The organism is Phenylobacterium terrae, assembly GCF_042681205.1.
Taxonomy (GTDB): domain Bacteria; phylum Pseudomonadota; class Alphaproteobacteria; order Caulobacterales; family Caulobacteraceae; genus Phenylobacterium; species Phenylobacterium terrae.
In genome coordinates, this window is record NZ_JBHUEY010000006.1 from 134,317 (window position 1) to 149,609 (window position 15,293).

Genomic DNA, 15,293 nt, shown 5'->3' on the forward strand with positions numbered 1-15,293 from the left:
AGGCGGCTTGGGGCCAGGCGGGTGGGACGGGAGGGGCCGCGCCGCTCTGGGACCGCAGGCTCGTTCAGGCCTTTGACGGCCTCGCGGGACGCAACGGCGGTAAGGGACATGGGGCCAGGATCACGCGACTTCTTCGACGGACTGGCGCCATCCTGCCGCAGCGGCGTGAGGTTCCCGTTAACGGCTCAGCCTGTTTCGGCCGGCCGACACTCGCCGGGCGCTTAGAACACCTCGTGGAGCTGTTCGCCGGCCAGCGCGGCGTAGATCACCGCCGGCGGGCAGAGCACGATGGCCGAGCCGAGGCCGCCGATCACCGCCATGACGATGGTGTTGGCGATCATCGCCGGGGTGAAGTAGGCGCCGATGGAGCTCATGTCGGGCCGCATCATCGCCTCCAGCGGCCCGTCGCCGCCGCTGATCGCCGCGCCGACCCCGAGGGAGATGGCCAGGCCCAGCATCGCCACCAGCAGGTAGAGGGCGAAGGCTGCGAGGTAGGTCAGGAAGACCTTGCCCGACCGCCCCTTGGTAAGCGCCCAGGAGCCGAACACGTCGACCCGTCCCCGCGCCAGGGTCATCGGGACCGCCAGCGAGAAGCGGGTCCAGAGCCACAGGATGCCCAGCATGACCAGCGGGATCATCACCAACATCAGGCCCGTGGCGCCCGCAGCGCCGCCGGCGCCGCCGGTCACGCCCATGACGATGGCGAGCACCAGGCCGCTGGCCACGCTGGCGCCCATGTAGGCGAAGAACAGGATGACCCCGACGACCACCAGGACCGCGAGGACCCGCAGCTCGTCGGCCCCGAAGCGGACATAGCCGAGGGTCTCGTCCTGCGGGTGCAGGACGGCCCGGCTCGCCGCCGCCGCCATCACGGCGCTGAACGCGAGCCAGATCAGCACGAAGAGCCCGTAGGCGGGCAGCAGCTGGTTGAACAGCGCCATGGTGGCGGCCGGGTCCTGCGCGGCGGTGCTCTCGGTGGTCGCCTGCAGAGTGTTCAGCGCCGGCCCGCCGATCCCCACCAGCACCAGCAGCGAGACGAAGCTGAACACCAGGTTCAGCCCGCACCACACGGCGATCGCCCGCGGCCGCTCCCGCGTCAGCCGAAAGCCCACCAGCCCGGCCTCACCGATCGAGAAGTCCCGCATGCGTACGCCCTTCATCGCCAAGGCCGCGTTCCGGCCAAGGAGTTTCCCCGCGGCGAGTTCCTGCCTGCCGCAGCGGCGGAGTCAAGGGAAGCGGGGGCGCGCCGCAGCCCCGGGCTCGAGGTCGAGACCATCGATGCCGCGAACGCTCCTCCGGCTCACCGTTGACGGCGGCCGATCCGACCCGCCAGAGACTCCTTCAACGAGGGCCTGGAAGCAGGTCAAGCTCCTCGACCCGAGGATCGCCGCCGGAGCTGCGCCATGACCCATGAACGCCGAGTCGTCCTGTCGCTGGCGATCGCACAGGCGCTGTTCCAGACTTCGTCGGTGCTGCTGGTCACCGTGGGCGGGCTGGCGGGCCAGATGCTGGCGCCCGACACCGCTCTGGCGACGCTGCCGATCGCCTGCGTGGCGCTGGGGACCGCGGTCGCGACGATCCCCGCCTCGCTGCTGATGGGGCGGGTGGGGCGGCGGCCCGGCTTCGTGCTGGGCGCGCTGCTCGGCGCCGGCGGCGGCGCTCTGGCGGCCTTCGCCATGCTGGCGGGAAGCTTTCCGCTGCTCTGCATCGCGACCGCCCTGGTCGGCGGCTATCAGGGGTTCGCCCAGTTCTATCGTTTCGCCGCCGCCGAGGCGGCAAGCGAGGCCTTCCGCAGCCGGGCGATCTCGCTGGTGCTGGCCGGCGGGGTGGTCGCCGCCCTGGCGGGGCCGCACCTCGGCGCAGCGACCAAGGACCTGATCGGCCCCGCCGCCTATGCCGGCTCGTTCCTCGCCGTGCTCGCCCTCGGCCTCGTCTCCGCCGTCGTCATCGCTGCGACGCCGCTGCCGACGACGCCGGCGAGCGGCGATGCGGCCGAGCCTTCGCGGCCGCTTCCCGTGATCATGCGCCAGCCCAAGTTCGTCGCCGCGGTGGTCGGCGCGGCGGTGGGCTACGCCGTCATGGTCCTGGTGATGACCGCGACGCCGCTCTCCATGGTGGGCCACCATCATGCGGTCTCGGACGCGGCCTTCGTCATCCAGTGGCACGTGCTCGGGATGTTCGTGCCCTCGTTCTTCACCGGCTGGCTGGTGAAGCGCTTCGGGCTGACGGCGATGATGCTGACGGGCGTCGGGCTGCTGCTGACCCATGTGGCCGTGGCGATGAGCGGGGTCGCGCTCGCCAACTTCCTCTCCGGCCTGGTGCTGCTGGGGGTCGGATGGAACTTCCTCTACGTCGGCGGGAGCACCCTGCTGACCGAGACCTACCGGCCGAGCGAGCGGGCGCGGGTGCAGGGCCTCAACGACTTCCTGATCGTCGGCGTGGCGGCGGCGGCCTCGTTTTCGGCCGGCGCCCTGGTGGACGCGTTCGGCTGGCGCGGGCTGAACCTGGCGGCGACGCCGTTCCTGGCGATCGCCGCCCTGGCGGTCGTGTTCGGCTCCGCCGGCGGCGCCCGCCGGGCCGTGGAGGCGGCGCCCCGATAGCCGGGCGAGAGAACGCGTTCACGCCGCGCCGCCGGTCGGCGGGGCGCCCGGCTAGGCCGTGGACGCCTCCTCCGCCGCGGCCATGTCGGCGGCGGCCTTGGCCATCATCTTCTGGAAGGCGCCGCTGCGGATCAACTCGCGCCGCTCCTCCAGGCCCCTGTGCAGCTCGACGAGCACCTTGGCGGCGGGATCCTGGTGCTGGATGGCCGCCCAGTAGGCCGCGACCTTCGGGTTCGCCGGGATCGGATCATCCAGCCCCACGGAGGGCAGCACGTTCTCCACCAGGAAGAGGGCGGGGACGAGGGCGCAGTCGGCCATCGTCAGGCGGCCGCAGCAGGCGAACCCATCGTCTCCGATCATCCTGTCGAGCGCCTTCAGGTTGCGCAGAACCTGGCCGCCGAGCAGGTCGACGACGCCCTGGTTGCGCGTGGCGGCGCGGGACTGGGGCGAGAGCATGAACATGTTGTTCATGATGTAGATGTCGCCGATGCGCGCGATCGTCCGGATATGCGCCGTCTCACGCGGCGTGGCGCCGAGCATCGAAGGCTCGGGATAGATCTCCTCCAGGTATTCGGCGATCACCTCCGACTCCGGAATGGCGTCGCCGTCGATCTCGAGCACCGGGATACGGCCGATCGGATGGTCCTGCCGGAACTGCGGGGTTCCGAACGTCGCCGGCCGCACGATCTCGATGTCCGTGAGGCCCTTGGCGTAGATCTGCATCCTGACGCGGGCGGAGTAGGGGCTCAGGTCCCCGGAATAGAGCTTCATCGCCATCTCGAGCCCTCCTGCGGCCGGCGCAATGGATCACGCTGCGCGCGGGCCGTCACCTGCCATGGCCTATCGGATGGCCTGGGCGGGCCGGGCGGCGGAAGCGACGAGCGCGCGCAGCTCCCAGCGCGGCAGGAGGCTTCCCCGCAACGTACTCCAAGCTTGACAATAACTTGTAGATAGAACCTACGTGGCCTGGGGGGACTAAAGTTGCGTAGATTCTTTATCGGCGCCGCCGCGGCCATGCTCGCGACCTCGAGCCATGCTCAGGCGCCCAGGCCGCCGGAAGAAATTGCGGCGCCGGCGGCGCAAGCCGCTCCGGTCGCGAGCCGGCCGACGCTGAAACGCAAGGTCGCAGTCGGCCGGTTCTCCAACAGTACGCGCTACGGCAAGGCGCTGCTCCTCGACACCGAGGCCGACCCGCTGGCCAACCAGGCGGCGGACATGCTCACGGCGCGGCTGGTCGACACCGGCCACTTCATGGTCTTCGAGCGCACCGACATGGACGCCGTGCTGCGCGAGCAGGGCTCGGGCGCGCCCGGCAAGCTGGTGGGCGTCGACACCCTGATCGTCGGCTCGGTCACCGAATTCGGCCGCAAGCTCGAGGGCAAGGCCGGCTTCCTGAATTCCAAGACGCGCCAGGTCGCCACGGCGACGGTTGAAGTCCGGCTCGTCGATGTCGCGACCGGGCAGGCCTTCTTCAGCACATCCGGGCGGGGCGAGGCCGCGGTCGAGGTGGGCGAGGTGGCGGGCTTCGGATCCCGCGCCGGCTACGACGCGACGCTGAACGACCGGGCGATCTCGGCGGCCGTCTCCGACCTGATGACGAACGTCGTGCAGAAGCTGCAGGAGCGGCGCTGGTTCACCGACATCCTGCAGGTCCGGGGCGACCAGGTGTACCTGACCGGCGGACCGTCTCAGGGGCTGAGCGCTGGCGACACGCTGGCGGTGGAACTGCTGGGCGAGACCCTGGTCAGCGGTCAGACCGGCCTGCCGATACGGCTCCCGGGCCGGGAAGTGGCCCGCGTGCAGATCGTCTCGTTCTTCGGGGAAGGGCCCGAGAGCGAGGGCGCCATCGCCCGCCTCGTGCAAGGCCAGATCCCGCCCGACAACCTGAAGGCCCTGCGCGTGATCGAGGTGCGTTGATGTTCCGCGTTCTGAAATGGGCCGCGCTCGCGGGCGCGCTGACGCTCGCCGCCTGCGGCAAATATCCGGTGAGCTCGTCGCTGCAGGGAGCGCCGGCGAGCGGCCTGTTCTTCCGTGCGCCGGCCGACGCCCAGGTTTGGGTCGACGGCGCGCCCGCGGGCCTGGCCGCCAGCTTCGACGGGAAGAAGACGATCCTGACTGTCGCTCCGGGCTCTCACAAGGTGACCGTGCGCTCCGGCGAGCGCACCCTGTACGACAAGACGGTCTACGTGGGCGCCGGCTCTCGCGTGGCGATCGAGGCGCAATAGCATGACCCGTCATTCCCGTGCGGCCGCAGGCCTGGCGGCCGTCGCCCTGATGCTCGGGGCCTGCGCCACGACCACCAGCCGCTTCGAGTGGGGCGGCTACGAGGCCGCCCTCTACGGCTACGCCAAGAAGCCCGAGTTGCGCCCGCAGTACCGCGAGGCGCTGGAGAAGGCGATCGACCGGGGGCGCCGGACGAACCGGATCGCGCCGGGGCTGTTGGCCGAGCTGGGCTTCATCTGCCTCGAAGACGGAGACGCAACGACCGCGCTGGCGCTGTTCGAGGAGGAGATGAGGCTCTTCCCGGAATCCCGCTCGTTCCTCCAGGGCGTGGCCGCGCGGGCCAAGGGTGGTTCCCAGAAGACTGAGGTGGCGTCTTGAAGCGTTTCGGCCGAGCCCTGGGAGCCGCGGCGGCTCTCGCCTTGAGCGCCGCCCTTGCGGGTTGCGCGACCGCGCCGGCGACCAAGGACTACTCGGCGTTCCGCGCCGAGAGCCCCCGCAGCATCCTCGTGGTGCCGGCGCTGAACAACACCCTCAACGTGCCGGCTCCCGACTTCTTCCTTTCGACGATCAGCCGGCCGTTCGCGGAGCGGGGCTACTACGTCTTCCCGGCGCACATGGTGAAGCGGCTGATGGAGGAGGACGGCCTGGCCGACGCGGGCCTCGTCCATAGCGCCGACGCCGCGCGGCTCGGGCGGCTGTTCGGCTGCGACTCGGTGCTCTACGTCACCATCCAGCAGTGGGACTCGAAGTACGTCGTGCTGGCCACCCAAACGACGGTGAAGTTCGACTACGCGCTGAAGAGCTGCAAGACCGGCGCGGTCCTCTGGGAAGACAGCCAGTCGATGGTCTACAGTCCGCAGGCCAGCAGCAGCGGCAATCCGCTCGCCGACCTGATCGCCCAGGCCGTGGTGGCCGCGCTGGAGAAGGGCGCGCCGAACTACATGCCGCTGACCATCCAGGCGAACACCCTGGCCGCCGGCACGCCCGGCCGGGGGATTCCCGCTGGCCCCTACCTGCCGGCCCACTACGGCAAAGACATCGCGGTCTACCCGTCCGCGGCGAACTAGGGCCGAGGGCGCCGCGGGATGGCCCGATGGCGCCCGCCGGGCTAATTCCACGACATGGCCCGCAGCAAGCAGAGCGCCGAGTACGAGATCGAGGTCGGCGGGGAGCCCTATGTGTGGCGGCTTCAACGAAAGCCCCACTGGTCCAGCGACCCCGCCGAGCGGCGGGGGATGGGGATCGCCGTGCGCCACAAGGAAGGACAGCGTGAGGCCGTGCTGGAGTTCCCGCCCGGCCCGCAGCCCAGGTTCGGCGCCCCTCAACTGCAGGCCTCTCAGATCGCTCCGGCGCTCGTCGCGAAAGCCATCGGCTCCGCCATCGCCGCGGGATGGGAGCCGCTGTCGCGCGGCAAGACGGTCACCTTCCTCGTGGACGAGACCGGCGGCTGACGACTGGAGCTGGAGGGCGCGGGCATCGGGCCGCGCCCGGTGCAAGGGGGCGAGAGATGATCGCCTTTGGCGGTGACGGAGGGATTCGAACCCTCGGTACGGCTTTACACCGTACAACGGTTTAGCAAACCGCCGCCTTCAGCCACTCGGCCACGTCACCCGGTCCAAAGGACGCCCTCCATAGCCCAAGCCGGGCCGCCGGAGCAACGCCTTGCGCGACAGGTCGCAGGCGAAGGCCCCACTAGGAGGCCGGGGCCGGCTCGCGCGCCGGGGCGGGCGTCTCCATCACGAAGGCCTGCGGGTCCGCCACGGTGCGCTGGAAGAAGCCGCTGATCATGGTCATCAGCATGGGGCGAAGCTTGGGATTGTTGCCGAACCCGTGGGGGAGCCCGGCGAAGATGTGCAGGTCGACCCGGCCGCCGGCGGCGCGCAGCGCCTCCTCGAAACGGCGCGAGGCGCTGACCGGCACGACCTTGTCGACGTCGCCGTGCAGCAGCATGGCGGGCGGGTAGGCGGCGCTCACATGGCGGATGGGGCTGGCCAGGTCGCAGGCCTCGTCGGAGACGTCGCAGCCGGGCAGGGCGCGGGCCGCGGTGCCGCCGGAGGGCCGGGTCTCGCCGCGGTACATCAGCACCGGCGGGTAGATGGCCGCGACCGCGGCGCAGGCGGCGGAGATGCTGGTGTCGGCGTCCGGCGGGTCGAGCCGGGGCTCGTTCGGCGTGCCGGCGGCGAGCAGGACGAGGTGGGCGCCGGCCGAGTGGCCCTGCAGGCAGAGCCGGTCGGGCTCGAAGCCGAGCGAGGGGGCCTGGCCGCGGGTCCAGCGGATCGCCCGTTTCACGTCGTGGATCTGGGCCGGCCAGGGGGCCTCCGGCGTCAGCCGGTACTCCGGGGCCAGGGCGACGAAGCCGTCGCGGGCGAGGTGTTTGGCGTGCTCGGCCAGCATGCCGCGGTCGCCCTTCGACCAGCCGCCGCCGTGCACCAAGATGACCGCCGAGCCGTTCGGCTGGGCCGGCCGGTAGAGGTCGAGGCGCAGGGGCCGGCCTTCCGCGGCCTCGCCATAGACCACGTCCTTGGTGACGCTCACCTCGCTCATGGCATCCTCCCGTCTCTGTCGTTGGGAAAGCCTACGCCCGGGAGAGCGGCTGGGCTAGCGTGACGCCTGAAGAGGGAGGGACGTGGATGAAGGCCTATGTGCTGACCCCGGACGGGCCGAAGCTGACGCAGACCGACCCGCCGAAGCCGCGGCCAGCCGAGGTGCTGGTCCGGGTGCGCGCGGCGGCGCTGAACCGGGTCGACCTGGCGATGACCCGCGGCCATGTGCACGGCGGGGCCGGCGGCGAAGGCGCGGTGCTGGGGCTTGAGTGGGCCGGCGAGGTGGTCGAGACCGGGCCCGAGGTGCAGGGCCTGGCGGTGGGGCAGCGGGTGATGGGCTCGGGGGCCGGCGCCTTCGGGGAGTTCACGACCGCGGACTACGGCGGCGTCTGGCCGATCCCGGACGCCGACATGAGCTTCGAGACGGCCGCGACCCTGCCGGTGGCGCTGCGGACCATGCACGATGCTGTGGTGACCAACGGGGCGCTGCAGCCCGGCCAGGCGGTGATGATCAACGGCGCCAGCTCCGGCGTCGGGCTGATGGGGCTGCAGATCGCCAGGGCGATGGGCGCGGGGCTGGTCGTGGGCTCCTCGACGAACCCGGAGCGGCGGGCGCGGCTGGCCGAGTTCGGCGCGGACCTGGCGGTCGATCCCAACGACGAGCGCTGGGTCGGCGAGGTGCTCGAGGCGACGGAGAAGCGCGGCGTCGACCTGGTCGTCGACCAGGTGTCCGGGCCGGGCCTGCGGCGGCTGATGCAGGCGACGCGGGTCACCGGCCGGATCGTCAACGTGGGACGGCTGGGTGGCGAGCGGGCGGAGTTCGACTTCGACCTGCACGCGATGCGGCGGATCGCCTATGTCGGCGTAACCTTCCGCACGCGCTCCCGCAGCGAGGTGCGCGAGATCGTCCGCAAGGCGCGGGAGGACCTCTGGGCCCACCTGGAGGCCGGCCGCCTGTCGCTGCCGATCGACCGGGTGTTCCCGCTGGACGAGGTCGAGCAGGCGCTGGCCCGCATGAAGGCCAACGCCCACTTCGGCAAGATCGTGCTGAGCATCCCCTAGGGCGGGAGGGGCGGGGCCTAGCTGCGGTCCTTCCCGTCCTTCCGCTCACGGTCGTTGTCGTTGTCGCGGGTGTCGCCGCGGGCTTCGCCGTCGGTCGCCTTCTGGACGGCCGGGGAGGCCTGGGCGAAGCCGACGTCGCCGCCGGACTGGCCGGCCTGGCCCTCCGAGCCGCCCTCGGACCTGCCGGCGGGCTCGGCCTCGTGGGCCCCCGAGGGCGCCGTCGCCTGACTGCCGCCGAAGCTGGTCTGCTTGGCCCCGAAGCTGGCCCCGCCGGTGACGCCGGGCGCGACGCCGGTGTCGGGCGTGCCCCGCGTCAGGTTGCTCCGCTGGCTGCGCCACTGGCTGAAGGTCTCGCCGAAGGCCTGGCGGCGTTCGCCGCGCCAGGCGCGGTAGTCCTCGTCGTATTGGCGGAGCTGCTGGGTGCGCCAGTTGCGGTACTCCTCGTCGTGGCGGCGCATCTGTTCGTCGCGCCAGTGGGTGTAGTGCGGCTCGAACTCCTCGTCGTGCGGGTGGAAGCCATAGTCGTGCGGCACGCCGAACTCGCGCATGCCGCGGTCCTGCCGGTCGAGGTGGCTGTCGCCGTAAGGAGCGCCGTCGTCGCGCCAAGTGACGTGGCCCGCCCCGCCGCGCGGCTCGCCGCGGAACGGAGGATCGCCGCGGTCGTCCTGTCCGAACCGCTCCTCGAGACGGCGGCCGCTGCCGCCCTCGCTGCTGCGCTGGACGATGGACGAGCCGCGGTCACGGTCGTCGTGGTGGGCCTCGATGCCGTATTCCTGGCCGCCGTAGCCGACTTCGTCCGGACGACGGTTGCGCCAGGGCTCACGCTCCTCGCGCATCGGGCGGGTGTCCTGCCGCCAGCGGTCCTCGCCGCGCCAGCCGTAGCGCGCCCGGTCCTGGTCGTAGCGGCTGCCGGCCCGCTCGGCGCGCCAGGCCTCGGCCTGGCCCATCTCGCCTGGGTAGTCGCCGAGCCGTCCCGGCTGGTTCTCGGCGCCGTAGCGCGCCTCGTCGCTGCTGAATCGGCCGCGGTCTTCGAACGAGCGGCGCTCGGCGCCGCCCATGCGGCGCTGCGGGTCGCGATCGAGTTCGCGGCGGCGGCGCTGATACTCCTCGTATTCGCGGTTGCTGCGGAAGTCGTCGCGGCCAGGCATCTCGCGGTCCCTTGTCTTTGGCGTTGGTCCTCGAGGGCTCAACCGCCGAAGCTGGGGCTTGTTCCGATCCAGGCGCGCTCGCCTGACAGGCGAATCTGCGCCGTATTGTCACCTGTTTGATTAACCCGGATCGCGTACAATTCTCGCGTAGGCTGTAGGATCCGCCATGACGCGTAATAAGATCGATCAGGCCAAGCTCGACGCGGTGTCGCAACACCTGCGCGAGATGTTCCAAGCCGTTGAATCCATGCCGATCCCTGACCGTCTGATGTCGGTGATCGACCAGCTGGACGACGGCGATGACGAGGCGGCTCCCGCCCCCCTGCGGATGGCGAATCGCCGAGCTACATCCGGTTAGCGACGGCGAAATCGGTCGCCATCACGTCGGTGGCGTCCTCGGCGTCCATGATCTTCAGAAGACGCGCCCGGGCCCGGTTCACCCGGCTCTTGATGGTGCCCAGCGCGCAGCCGCAGATCTCCGCGGCTTCCTCGTAGGACAAGCCTGCCGCGCCCACCAGGATCAGCGCCTCGCGATGCTCGTCCGGCAACTGGGCGAGAGCCGTCTGGAGGGTGCGCATGGCCACGCTCCAGTCCTGGGTGGCCGGGGCCTTCAGGCCGCTGGCGTATTCCCCGGTCTCGTCCCGAACCTCGCGCCGGCGTCGGATCACGTTGGTGTAGTAGGTGTTCCGCAGGATCGTGAAGAGCCAGGCCCGCAGGTTGGTGCCGGGCTCGAACTTGTCGCGGTTGGTCCAGGCCTTGATCAGGGTGTCCTGCACCAGGTCGTCGGCGTCGGATCCGTTGTGGCTGAGCGACCAGGCGAACGCGCGCAGGGCCGGGATCAGCGAAACCACCTCGTCGCGCCAGTTGGTTGGCGAGGTCATGGCGGCCCTCCGATTACTTCGCCCCGCTCCAAAGCGGCCCGCTCCGGCGGTCGTTGAACGTGCCGCCCTTCCTTACGTTCCGGCCGTTTCGCGGTGGAAAACCCACCTATTTCGGGAACTTCCCGGAAACCGTGGGCGTTGGGCGCCGACCGGCGTTAAGCTTCTCCTTGGATCGGCGACCGGCGTTCCCCAAGTAAGGGCCTCTGCGGCGAGGAGACGGCATGCCCCCATCCGACGACGCCGGCCTGACTCGCCCGGAGGGGCAGGCCGGAAACCAGGCCCTGGACCGCTTCCGCCAGGTACGGGCGCGGACCCTCGATCTGGCGCGGCCGCTCAGCGCCGAGGACCAGGCCGTCCAGTCGATGCCGGACGCCAGCCCCACCAAATGGCACCTGGCGCACACCACCTGGTTCTTCGAGACCTTCATCCTTAGGCCGCTTGCCCCCGGCTATCGGGTGTTCGACGAGCGCTACGGATACCTGTTCAACTCCTACTATGAGGCCGTCGGCGCGCGGCAGCCGAGGCCGTTGCGCGGGCTCATCACGCGGCCTGGCCTTGACGAGGTGCTGGCCTACCGGGCCCGCATCGACCAGCACATGGAGCTGCTGCTGGAGAGCGGCGAGACGCCGGAGCTGCTCGAGCTGGGCCTGGCCCACGAGGAGCAGCATCAGGAGCTCATCCTGATGGACATCCTGCACCTGTTCGCCCAGTCGGCGCTGAGCCCCGCCTACCGGCCCGCGCCGGCCGCGGCGGTCGGCGCGCCGCCGGGCGAGGCCGGCTGGGTCGAGTTCGCAGGCGGGCTGGTGGAGATCGGCCATGCCGGCTCAGGCTTCTGCTTCGACAACGAAGGGCCGCGGCACAAGGTCTGGCTGGAGCCCTACAGGCTCGCGGACCGGCTGGTCACCAACGGCGACTGGCTGGCCTTCATCGAAGACGGCGGCTACCGGCGCCCCGAGTTCTGGCTGTCCGAGGGCTGGGCCCAGGTCCAGGCGGAGGGCTGGGGCGCGCCGCTTTACTGGCGCGAGACCGAAGGCGGCTGGCGCGAGATGACGCTGCACGGGTTGCGGCCGGTCGACCCGGCGGCGCCGGTCGCTCACGTCAGCTACTTCGAGGCCGAGGCGTTCGCCGCCTGGGCGGGGCGACGTCTGCCGACCGAGGCGGAGTGGGAGCATGCGGCGCAAGGACCGGTTCAGGGCCGGTTCCTGGACGCCTCGCCGGCCGGCCGGCTGACCCCGGCGCCGGTGAGCGGCCGGGGGGCGGGGCTGCGGCAGATGTACGGCGAGCTCTGGCAGTGGACCCGCAGCGCCTATTCGCCGTATCCGGGCTTCCGGCCCGCGGCCGGCGCGGTCGGCGAGTACAACGGCAAGTTCATGGTCGGCCAGATGGTCCTGCGGGGCGGAGCGTGCGTGACGCCGCCCGGCCACCTGCGGGCCAGCTACCGCAACTTCTTCTACCCCCACCAGCGCTGGATGTTCTCCGGACTGCGACTGGCCGACGACGGCGCATCCAAGGCCGTCAGCGTCCGGCCGCGGCGCTCGAGCTTCGCCTCGGACGTCCTGCAGGGCCTGTCCAAGTCCGACAAGAGCATTCCGCCGAAGCACTTCTACGACGCCGAGGGCTCGCGACTGTTCGAGGCGATCTGCGAGCTGGCGGAATACTACCCGACCCGGACCGAGATCGCCCTGTTGACGCGGCACGCCGCGGAGATCGCCGCCGAGGCGCCGGATGGGGCGGTGCTGGTCGAGTTCGGCAGCGGGGCCAGCGTGAAGACCCGCATCCTGCTGGACGCCGCGCCGCGGTTGGCCGCGTACGCCCCGATCGACATCAGCCGCGAGGCGCTGGAGGCCGCGGCGGCGGCGATCCGGCGGGACTACCCGGCGCTCCGGGTCGAGCCGCTGGTCGACGATTTCACGGCGGCGCTGGAGCTGCCGGCGGCGGTGCAGGGCATGCCCCACTTCGGCTTCTTCCCGGGCTCGACCATCGGCAACTTCACGCCGGGCGAGGCGGGCGCCTTCCTGGCCAACGCCCGGCGGCTGCTGGGCGAGGGCGCGCGGCTGCTGGTGGGGATCGACCTGGTCAAGGACGAGGCGACGCTGGTCGCCGCCTACGACGATCCGCAGGGGGTGACCGCGGCGTTCAACAAGAACCTGCTGGCGCGCATCAACCGCGAGCTGGGCGGGGACTTCGACCTCGAGGCCTTCGATCACCGGGCGGTGTGGAACGCCGAGGAGAGCCGGATCGAGATGCACCTGGTCTCCCGCGCGGACCAGCAGGTCCGCGTGCTCGGGCGAAGGTTCGAATTCCGGGAGGGGGAGAGCCTGCACACCGAGAACTCCTACAAGTTCACGGTCGAGGGCTTCTCAAGACTGGCGGCCGAGGCGGGATGGCGCGTGGGGCGGAGCTTTGCGAACCCCGCCCCCGCGTTTGCGGCCGTATTGCTGCAAGCCTAGCGCTCGGCTTCGGCGCCGCGGCCGCCGCGGCCGCCGCCGCGCGAGGCTTCGCCGCCCTTGCGGCCGGCCGAGGCGGCGAGGTCGCGGTCCTTGGCGAAGCTGCGCTTTTCGCCGGGCACGCTGGCGCCGCCCTTGCGGGCGATCTCGCGGCGGCGTTCGGGGTTCATCGCGGCGAAACCCCGGCGGGCGCGCGGCTTGTTCTGATCCAGGTTGGCCATGAGCTACTCCTGATTTGGCGACGGGTGGGGGAGGGGCCGCGAGCGCCATTTCGGCGCCTCTCCGGGGCTCCGTCCGGCCGCACGCGCGTCGCGGGGGGTGGGGCGCGCGCCGACGGCCGGGGGGTGATGGACGGGGCCGAGGAGGGACATGGCGTCTCGCGTATGGTTGCGCTCAAGCAAACCAACGAAAGCGCGATGAGGTTGCGAGAAAAAACCCGTGAACTTCCCCGGGTTATTCCCGACGCAGCGCCTCGATTGGATCCAGCCTCGCCGCGCGCCAGGACGGGTAGGCGCCGAAAGCCAGGCCGACCAGCATGGAGAAGCCCAGCGCCAGCGGTCCGGCCCATGTCGGAACCGCCGCCGGCCAGTCGCCGACCCGCGCCATCGCCAGGGCGCCGAGCACCCCGATCGTCAGGCCGATGATCCCGCCGGCGAGCGACAGGGCGACCGATTCCAGGGCGAACTGGATCAGCACGTCCGAGCGCCGGGCGCCCACCGCCATGCGCAGGCCGATCTCCCGCGTCCGCTCGGTCACCGCCACCAGCATGATGTTCATGATGCCGACCCCGCCGACCACCAGCGAGACCGCCGCCACCGCCGCCAGCAGGATGGTGAAGGTCGCCACCGCCGCCTGGCTGGCCTGGAGGATCGAGGCCATGTTCTGGGTCGAGAAGTCGTCGTCTTCGCCGGGCCGGATCCGGTGCTGCTGGCGCAGGACGTTGGTGACGTCCTCCTGCACGCGGGTGAGCTCGTCCTCGCTCTCCGCCTTCACATAGATGGTCTGGACGACCTCGCCGCGCAGCCGCCGGCCGACCACGCGGGAGCGGACCGCCTGAAGCGGCCCCAGCACGACGTCGTCCTGGTCCTGGCCGAAGCTGGACTGGCCCTTGGACTCCAGCACGCCGACGACTTCGAACGGCACCGACCGGACCCGCACCCGCCGGCCGATGGGGTCCTGCTCGCCCCACAGCTCGCGGGCGACGGTCTGGCCGATGACCAGCACCTTCTTGCCCTGGCGGGCCTCGCGGTCGTCGAACATGCGGCCGGAGGCCAGGGTCAGGTCGCGGGCGATCAGGTAGTCGGGCGTGACGCCCTCGATGCGGGTGTTCCAGTTGGCGCCGTCGGCGGCGAGCTGGGCCTGGCCGCGGACCACCGGCGCGACTGCGATGGCGCCCTCGACGTCGCGGGCGATCACCTCGGCGTCGTCCTCGGTGAGCGACAGGCCGGTGCCGGCGCCGCCCATCACGAAGCCGCCGCCGCCGCCCCCGCCGCCGCCCCGGGCCGCGCCCGGCGAGACGATGATCAGGTTGGAGCCGAGGCTGGCGATGGTCGAGGTGACCCGCTGCTGCGCGCCCAGACCGATGGACGTCATCATCACCACGGCGGCGACGCCGATGACCACGCCGAGCGAGGTCAGGCCGCTGCGCAGCGGGTGGGCGATGATGGCGCCGGTGGCGAAGCGGAGGAGCTCGATGAACTTCATGCGGGCGCCAGGGACCGGTCGTCGGCCACCACCTGGCCGTCGCGGAAGGCGATGCGGCGCTTGGCGTGGTCGGCCACCTCGCTCTCGTGGGTGACGATCACCAGGGTCAGCCCGTCGCGGTTCAGCTCCTCGAACAGCGCCAGCACCTCCTGGGTGGTGTGGGTGTCGAGCGCGCCGGTGGGCTCGTCGGCGAGCAGCAGGTCGGGGCTGTTGGCCAGCGCCCGGGCGATGGCCACGCGCTGCTGCTGGCCGCCGGACATCTGGGTCGGCCGGTGGCCCATGCGCGAGGCAAGGCCCACCCGCTCCAGCATCTCGGCGGCGCGGGCGCGCCGCTGGGCCGGGGGCCAGCCGCCGTAGATCATCGGCAGCTCGACGTTCTGCAGGGCCGTCAGGCGCGGCAGCAGCTGGAAGGACTGGAAGCAGAAGCCGATGCGCTGGTTGCGGAAGTGGGCCAGCTCGTCGTCGTCGAAGCCGCTGACGTCCTCGCCGTCGAACAGGTAGGCGCCGCCGTCCGGACGGTCGAGGCCGCCCAGGATGTTCATCAGCGTCGACTTGCCCGAGCCCGAGGGGCCGATCACCGCGATGTGCTCGCCGCGGGCGATGCTCAGCGAGACGCCGTCCAGCGCGGCCACCCGCTCGTCGCCCATCTGGTAGACCTTGGTGAGGTTGCGGACTTCGATCATCC

Annotated in this window: 17 protein-coding genes and 1 tRNA gene; 9 read left to right on the forward strand and 9 right to left on the reverse strand. The window is 71.4% G+C overall.

The window, feature by feature from the left end; all coding sequences use genetic code 11:
* Nucleotides 1-221: 221 nt before the first annotated feature.
* Nucleotides 222-1,160 carry a hypothetical protein gene (locus ACFSC0_RS15010; RefSeq protein ID WP_377355198.1) on the reverse strand — a complete coding sequence of 313 codons (939 nt, stop codon included), beginning with the start codon at nucleotides 1,158-1,160 and terminating at the stop codon, nucleotides 222-224.
* A 243-nt stretch (nucleotides 1,161-1,403) separates the two neighbouring features.
* On the opposite strand from ACFSC0_RS15010, the gene ACFSC0_RS15015 reads away from it, so the two are divergent.
* The gene (locus ACFSC0_RS15015) at nucleotides 1,404-2,600 is read left to right on the forward strand and encodes an MFS transporter (protein WP_377280851.1); all 1,197 of its coding nucleotides are present in this window, start codon (nucleotides 1,404-1,406) and stop codon (nucleotides 2,598-2,600) included.
* 51 nt (nucleotides 2,601-2,651) lie between these two features.
* Here the strand turns inward: ACFSC0_RS15015 and ACFSC0_RS15020 are convergent, their stop codons facing one another.
* A complete protein-coding gene (locus tag ACFSC0_RS15020) occupies nucleotides 2,652-3,377 on the reverse strand; it encodes a glutathione S-transferase family protein (protein ID WP_377280852.1) in 726 nt (241 codons plus the stop codon).
* A 204-nt stretch (nucleotides 3,378-3,581) separates the two neighbouring features.
* Between ACFSC0_RS15020 and ACFSC0_RS15025 the strand changes: the two genes are divergently transcribed.
* Genes ACFSC0_RS15025 through ACFSC0_RS15045 form a run of 5 tightly spaced genes read left to right on the forward strand, consistent with a single transcriptional unit; the run spans nucleotide 3,582 to nucleotide 6,274 of the window.
* The gene (locus ACFSC0_RS15025) at nucleotides 3,582-4,517 is read left to right on the forward strand and encodes a CsgG/HfaB family protein (protein ID WP_377280853.1); all 936 of its coding nucleotides are present in this window, start codon (nucleotides 3,582-3,584) and stop codon (nucleotides 4,515-4,517) included.
* Nucleotides 4,517-4,825, forward strand: coding sequence for a hypothetical protein (locus tag ACFSC0_RS15030; protein WP_377280854.1), 309 nt, complete (start codon nucleotides 4,517-4,519; stop codon nucleotides 4,823-4,825). Before ACFSC0_RS15025 ends, ACFSC0_RS15030 begins: the two co-directional genes overlap by 1 nt.
* Before the next feature lies 1 nt (nucleotide 4,826).
* Nucleotides 4,827-5,201 (forward strand): DUF4810 domain-containing protein, encoded by a 375-nt coding sequence (locus ACFSC0_RS15035; protein WP_377280855.1) that lies wholly within the window; start codon nucleotides 4,827-4,829, stop codon nucleotides 5,199-5,201.
* Nucleotides 5,202-5,242: 41 nt separating this feature from the next.
* On the forward strand, nucleotides 5,243-5,890 hold the full coding sequence (locus tag ACFSC0_RS15040; RefSeq protein ID WP_377280856.1) for a DUF799 domain-containing protein: 648 nt from the start codon (nucleotides 5,243-5,245) through the stop codon (nucleotides 5,888-5,890).
* A 54-nt stretch (nucleotides 5,891-5,944) separates the two neighbouring features.
* The gene (locus tag ACFSC0_RS15045; protein WP_377280857.1) at nucleotides 5,945-6,274 is read left to right on the forward strand and encodes a hypothetical protein; all 330 of its coding nucleotides are present in this window, start codon (nucleotides 5,945-5,947) and stop codon (nucleotides 6,272-6,274) included.
* A 67-nt stretch (nucleotides 6,275-6,341) separates the two neighbouring features.
* On the opposite strand, the gene ACFSC0_RS15050 is transcribed toward ACFSC0_RS15045, so the two are convergent.
* Both ACFSC0_RS15050 and ACFSC0_RS15055 read right to left on the reverse strand, forming a co-directional pair.
* A tRNA-Ser gene (locus ACFSC0_RS15050) sits at nucleotides 6,342-6,434 on the reverse strand.
* 81 nt (nucleotides 6,435-6,515) lie between these two features.
* Nucleotides 6,516-7,367, reverse strand: a complete 852-nt coding sequence (locus ACFSC0_RS15055; RefSeq protein ID WP_377280858.1) for an alpha/beta hydrolase — start codon at nucleotides 7,365-7,367, stop codon at nucleotides 6,516-6,518.
* A gap of 86 nt (nucleotides 7,368-7,453) precedes the next feature.
* On the opposite strand from ACFSC0_RS15055, the gene ACFSC0_RS15060 reads away from it, so the two are divergent.
* Nucleotides 7,454-8,428 (forward strand): zinc-binding dehydrogenase, encoded by a 975-nt coding sequence (locus ACFSC0_RS15060; RefSeq protein ID WP_377280859.1) that lies wholly within the window; start codon nucleotides 7,454-7,456, stop codon nucleotides 8,426-8,428.
* Between the two features lie 17 nt (nucleotides 8,429-8,445).
* Here the strand turns inward: ACFSC0_RS15060 and ACFSC0_RS15065 are convergent, their stop codons facing one another.
* Nucleotides 8,446-9,576 (reverse strand): hypothetical protein, encoded by a 1,131-nt coding sequence (locus ACFSC0_RS15065; RefSeq protein WP_377280860.1) that lies wholly within the window; start codon nucleotides 9,574-9,576, stop codon nucleotides 8,446-8,448.
* Nucleotides 9,577-9,742: 166 nt separating this feature from the next.
* Here ACFSC0_RS15065 and ACFSC0_RS15070 point away from each other — a divergent pair, with 166 nt between their 5' ends.
* The gene (locus ACFSC0_RS15070) at nucleotides 9,743-9,934 is read left to right on the forward strand and encodes a NepR family anti-sigma factor (RefSeq protein ID WP_377280861.1); all 192 of its coding nucleotides are present in this window, start codon (nucleotides 9,743-9,745) and stop codon (nucleotides 9,932-9,934) included.
* On the opposite strand, the gene ACFSC0_RS15075 is transcribed toward ACFSC0_RS15070, so the two are convergent.
* On the reverse strand, nucleotides 9,921-10,457 hold the full coding sequence (locus tag ACFSC0_RS15075) for a sigma-70 family RNA polymerase sigma factor (RefSeq protein ID WP_377280862.1): 537 nt from the start codon (nucleotides 10,455-10,457) through the stop codon (nucleotides 9,921-9,923). The two genes, ACFSC0_RS15070 and ACFSC0_RS15075, sit on opposite strands and share 14 nt — an antisense overlap.
* A 221-nt stretch (nucleotides 10,458-10,678) precedes the next feature.
* On the opposite strand from ACFSC0_RS15075, the gene egtB reads away from it, so the two are divergent.
* Entirely contained in the window at nucleotides 10,679-12,907 is a 2,229-nt protein-coding gene (gene egtB, locus ACFSC0_RS15080) for an ergothioneine biosynthesis protein EgtB (RefSeq protein ID WP_377280863.1), read from the forward strand.
* On the opposite strand, the gene ACFSC0_RS15085 is transcribed toward egtB, so the two are convergent.
* The 3 genes from ACFSC0_RS15085 to ACFSC0_RS15095 all read right to left on the reverse strand — a co-directional run bounded on the left by ACFSC0_RS15085 (nucleotide 12,904) and on the right by ACFSC0_RS15095 (nucleotide 15,291).
* Nucleotides 12,904-13,125, reverse strand: a complete 222-nt coding sequence (locus ACFSC0_RS15085; RefSeq protein WP_377280864.1) for a con-10 family general stress protein — start codon at nucleotides 13,123-13,125, stop codon at nucleotides 12,904-12,906. The two genes, egtB and ACFSC0_RS15085, sit on opposite strands and share 4 nt — an antisense overlap.
* Before the next feature lie 232 nt (nucleotides 13,126-13,357).
* A complete protein-coding gene (locus tag ACFSC0_RS15090; RefSeq protein WP_377280865.1) occupies nucleotides 13,358-14,608 on the reverse strand; it encodes an ABC transporter permease in 1,251 nt (416 codons plus the stop codon).
* A complete protein-coding gene (locus ACFSC0_RS15095; protein ID WP_377280866.1) occupies nucleotides 14,605-15,291 on the reverse strand; it encodes an ABC transporter ATP-binding protein in 687 nt (228 codons plus the stop codon). Before ACFSC0_RS15095 ends, ACFSC0_RS15090 begins: the two co-directional genes overlap by 4 nt.
* Between the last annotated feature and the right edge of the window lie 2 nt (nucleotides 15,292-15,293).